This window comes from Candidatus Omnitrophota bacterium (assembly GCA_023819145.1).
GTDB lineage: Bacteria > Omnitrophota > Gorgyraeia > DTHP01 > DTHP01 > JBFWKV01.
In genome coordinates this window covers 1-3176 of sequence record JAMWCW010000029.1, presented here as the reverse complement: position 1 = coordinate 3176, position 3176 = coordinate 1, and the positions used below count along the sequence as shown (strand labels likewise).

General features: G+C 34.3%; 3 protein-coding genes. All 3 read left to right on the top strand.

The genetic code is table 11. The features are described 5' to 3' along the window. Positions 1-290: hypothetical protein (locus NC818_07665; GenBank protein ID MCM8784618.1), on the top strand; the 290-nt coding region annotated here is incomplete at its 5' end. A gap of 56 nt (positions 291-346) precedes the next feature. Further along, entirely contained in the window at positions 347-1798 is a 1452-nt protein-coding gene (locus NC818_07660; protein ID MCM8784617.1) for a hypothetical protein, read from the top strand. A 383-nt stretch (positions 1799-2181) separates the two neighbouring features. After that, positions 2182-3176, top strand: a 995-nt coding sequence (locus NC818_07655; protein MCM8784616.1) for a phospholipase D-like domain-containing protein, incomplete at its 3' end; no start/stop codon positions are given.

Genomic DNA, 3176 nt, shown 5'->3' with positions numbered 1-3176 from the left:
AGACTTTAGCGTTGGGCTCTCCTTTAGTATTAATTCTAGAATTAAACGCATCGGTTGAATTTAAAGAACCTCTTATGGTAAAGATGTCTTTAAGAGGAGAGCAGTTTCAGAAGGATTTCAAAGAAAAGATTCCTCACTTAGATAAAGGAAGAAACAAAGTTTCTTTTGAACTCCTAAAAGAGCTTAAACCTGATAAATATCACCTCCTTGTAGAAATTACTAATCCCGAATACAAAATCAGCTTAAGAGAAGAAAAAAATTTTGTGGTAAAGGAAAATTTAGAAAGATAAAACCTTAAATAAAAGATATCTTCTTTTGATAAGTTTTTTTAAAGAAAGGAGCAAAGATGAAAAAGATAATTTTAAGAAGCGGAATTGGTTTTTTGTTTGTTCTAACTTCCTTTATCTTTAGTATATCCTTTCTAAATGCTGAATTTATTGAGATGGATCAGGGACCGCAAAATCAAACTATACAAAGAGGCGTGACACAAAAAGCTAGCATCCCTCAAACAATTTTACCTGATCTGTTAGTTGAAAGAATCTGGATGGATAACAATTGCCACATCTACTTTACCCTCAAAAACAGATCTCTGGGAAGTTTAGATGATAATGCCTATAGGAACTCAAGAGTACAATACTCTACCTCTAGTGAAACAAAAGAATATAGCCTTGCCCAGATTGATCCTTCCAGATTCTTATCTCGACCACAGGGCAGAGTTGATTATTGTGTTAATTGTCTTGAAAGCCCTCCTTCATCTTTTCCTTCCAGCCTAACTATAACTGTAAGAGTAGATTATAATCAAGTAATTAGAGAGTCAGATGAGACAAACAATGTGCGCACAGAAGTTTTTACAGCCCCAAGCCAACTACCACAAAGACTAACTACTATTCCTTCAGATAGAAAATGGGATATAGGAGAAACAGTTAGATTTGAGTGGGATTGTAGTTGCTTTTTACCAACTGCAAACAGTTTTATCCATATTCTCTTATGTACGCCGGGAGGTACTATTAGAAGAGATATTACCGCTTCACCATATGGCCAACCAGTACGTTGTTCTCAAAAATCATATAGCTGGCGAATTCCTGATGATTTTTCCCCTGGAGGATATAATTTAAGGATGGTTACCACTAATAGTGCAGAGGCATTACCTATTTGTCCTCCTAACTTTCTAGATTGTGGAGAAGCTTATATTTATGGGCAAGTAAATCTATTATCTCCTCAGCAAGGAGAAACTTGGCGAAGAGGAGAAAGAAAAGAATTTAGGTGGGAATATAAAGGTGAGGGTCACGCTGATTTAGAAATTTCTCTTCTTAAACAAGATGGTTCAAAGATAATCACAGTGGGTAATACTACGTTAAAAAACAGGGTTTTTGAGTGGGTAGTGCCAGATCTGTCTGGTCATTATGGTTCCTGCAAAGTATCTTTGAAGACACGTGCACCAGGTTATCGTTCTTCAGAAACCAATATTCAGATTCTTGACCAAGAGGTGGATTTAGAGGTGAACTTGGAGAAGTTTTTAATCAAAAGGAACCCTGACCGCTACAAAGTGATTATGCGATGTAGAAACAAAGGAACAAGAACTCTTGATTATGTCCCTATTGAGTGGGTAATAACTACAGGAACTGGAACTTTTGTTGAGCAAAACAGCGCAGGTTTTGGTCGTATGTATCCCTATGTAGAATATACTCATTATATAGAAGTACCAGCGGATCGCAAGGTGCAGGTATGGATTGACCGCCAGAATATTCACAGGGAACTTGAAAGTTTAAGAAGCGATAATTATAAGGCAATATACTAAAAGACAAGGACAACCAATTTTGCAAACTAAAAATTGGGGACAGAATTGGGGACAGGCACCATTTCCAATTTGGCAAACTAAATCCATTACTTATTTTTTAAAATAACCAACCTAACTTAATTTTCTAAAAATACAATTTCAATTGTAAAGACAAAAATGAAGGATTATAATATGTAAAAAGTGTTAATAAGATTAGAATGAACTATACACTTAAAATAAATAAAAATTCTCTAAAACTTTATCCTTTATACCATAAACTCTACCGTGAAAAATCCAGACTTTTAAATTGGGAATAAGAAGTAGAAGATTTAGTAAGGATGAGATAGAGAAGTATTTGAGAAATGAGTATTGATAAAATTTAAAGAGGTTTCGATTAAAAAACTATGAAAAACTTTATCACTAATAGCGGTGTGGAAAATTTAAAAAAGCGCTTGGCAGAACTAATAAATAAAAGCGAAGAATTAAAGTTTCTGGTAGGATTTTTTTATTTCTCCGGCATAAGAGAGCTTTATACAGAACTTAAAAAGAATGCACAGGTAATAATAAAAGTACTGGTCGGGCTTAATGTTGATAAATTAAATTATCAACTCATTGAATATGCCGATTCAGATGACCAAAGTGGCCATCTATCTAACGAGGAGATAAGTTATAAATTTTTTAATTCAGTTAAAAAATCTATTAATTCAGAAGAATTTGATACTTATGAGTTTTACGAACAGGTTAGATTTTTTGTTGATCTTATAGAAAAAGATCGCCTTATTATCAGAAAAACACTTCGCCCTAATCATGCAAAACTATATATCTTTAAGTTAGAAAGCGAACAGGTGGGTCGTAAAAATCTTTTTATTACGGGAAGCAGTAATCTTACTAAAACAGGTCTTACTGTTCAAGAGGAGTTTAATGTTGAGATAAGTGACTACGGTTTTGAAGATGCTGAGAATTATTTTGACCATTTATGGCAAAACGTCTCAATCCCAATTACCGAAGATAAAACCCTAAAAGGAAAATTGATAGAAGTTATTGAAAAGGAAACTCTAATTAAAAAAATCACTCCTTTTGAAGCATTCATCTTGGTTTTAAAGATTTATCGTGATTCCTTTGAAAGAAAAGAAATCGGTCAATCCCTTATTGATATACTTCAGAAAAATAATTACATCTCTTATCAATACCAATTAGATGCCATTCGCCAGGCATTAGCCATAATTGAAAAGAATAACGGAGTTATCCTTGCCGATGTCGTTGGTTTAGGCAAGACAATCATTGCCTGCTGCGTTGCCCGACAGTTACGAAGGCGAGGGGTAATAATTTGTCCTCCCGGTATTATGGGTGATCCAAGAAAAAAAGACTCTGGCTGGAATATGTATAAAGAGCAGTTTGG

Bases quoted from the DNA above. Each gene is read 5' to 3' on its own strand.
- NC818_07660 (MCM8784617.1), top strand. From the start codon at position 347: ATGAAAAAGATAATTTTAAGAAGCGGAATTGGTTTTTTGTTTGTTCTA.